Source organism: Meiothermus sp. CFH 77666 (genome assembly GCF_017497985.1).
In the GTDB taxonomy this organism is placed as follows: domain Bacteria; phylum Deinococcota; class Deinococci; order Deinococcales; family Thermaceae; genus Meiothermus.
On record NZ_JAGDFV010000064.1, the window covers coordinates 1 to 1,219 of the forward strand.

The following is a 1,219-nucleotide window of genomic DNA, read 5'->3' on the forward strand; positions in this document are numbered from 1 at the left end:
AATGGCGAAAGGCGTATTTGAGCGCACCAAACCCCACGTCAACGTGGGAACCATCGGACACGTAGATCACGGGAAGACCACCCTCACGGCGGCCATTACCTTTGTGGCGGCGGCGGCCAACCCCAATGTGGAGGTGCAGGCCTACGATCAGATCGATAAGGCCCCCGAGGAGAAGGCCCGTGGGATTACCATCAATACCGCCCACGTGGAGTACGAGACCGAGAAGCGGCACTACTCCCACGTGGACTGCCCCGGCCACGCCGACTACGTGAAGAACATGATCACCGGTGCAGCCCAGATGGACGGGGCCATCCTGGTGGTCTCGGGAACCGACGGCCCCATGCCGCAGACCCGCGAACACATCCTGCTCTCCCGCCAGGTGGGGGTGCCTTACATCATCGTCTTCCTGAACAAGGTGGATATGGTGGATGACCCCGAGCTGCTGGATCTGGTGGAGATGGAGATCCGCGACCTGCTGAACCAGTACGAGTTCCCCGGCGACGATACTCCCATCATCCGGGGCTCGGGGCTCAAGGCGCTGGAGCACATGATGGCCAACCCCAAGACCCAGCGGGGGGAGAACGAGTGGGTGGACAAGATCTGGGAGCTGCTGGATGCCATTGACTCCTACATCCCCACCCCCCAGCGGGATGTGGACAAGCCCTTCCTGATGCCGGTGGAGGATGTGTTTACCATTACCGGACGCGGCACCGTGGCCACGGGCCGGGTGGAGCGCGGCAAGATCAAGACCGGGGAGGAAGTGGAGATCGTGGGTCTGCGCGAGACCCAGAAGACGGTGGTGACCGGGGTGGAGATGCACCGCAAGACCCTGAGCGAGGGCATTGCGGGCGACAACGTGGGCCTGCTGCTGCGCGGGGTGAGCCGGGATGACGTCGAGCGGGGGCAGGTGCTGGCCAAGCCGGGCAGCGTGACCCCGCACACCAAGTTCGAAGCCTCGGTGTACATCCTGAAGAAGGAAGAGGGGGGTCGTCACACTGGGTTCTTCACCAACTACCGCCCGCAGTTCTACTTCCGTACCACCGATGTGACCGGGGTGGTGGAGCTGCCTGCGGGGGTGGAGATGGTGATGCCGGGGGACAACGTCACCTTCACGGTGGAGCTGATCAAGCCCATTGCCATGGAGGAAGGTCTGCGCTTCGCCATCCGCGAGGGCGGTCGCACCGTGGGTGCGGGTGTGGTGGCGAAGATTCTCGAGTAA

The 1,219-nt window shown here is 63.4% G+C and carries 1 protein-coding gene; it reads left to right on the plus strand.

All coding sequences use genetic code 11. From position 1 onward, the window contains the following. Position 1: 1 nt before the first annotated feature. Positions 2-1,219: an elongation factor Tu gene (gene tuf, locus J3L12_RS16560; protein WP_208016148.1), complete on the plus strand. Its 1,218-nt coding sequence runs from the start codon at positions 2-4 to the stop codon at positions 1,217-1,219.

Coding starts and splice junctions, on each gene's coding strand:
- tuf (WP_208016148.1), top strand. CDS start 2: ATGGCGAAAGGCGTATTTGAGCGCACCAAACCCCACGTCAACGTGGGA.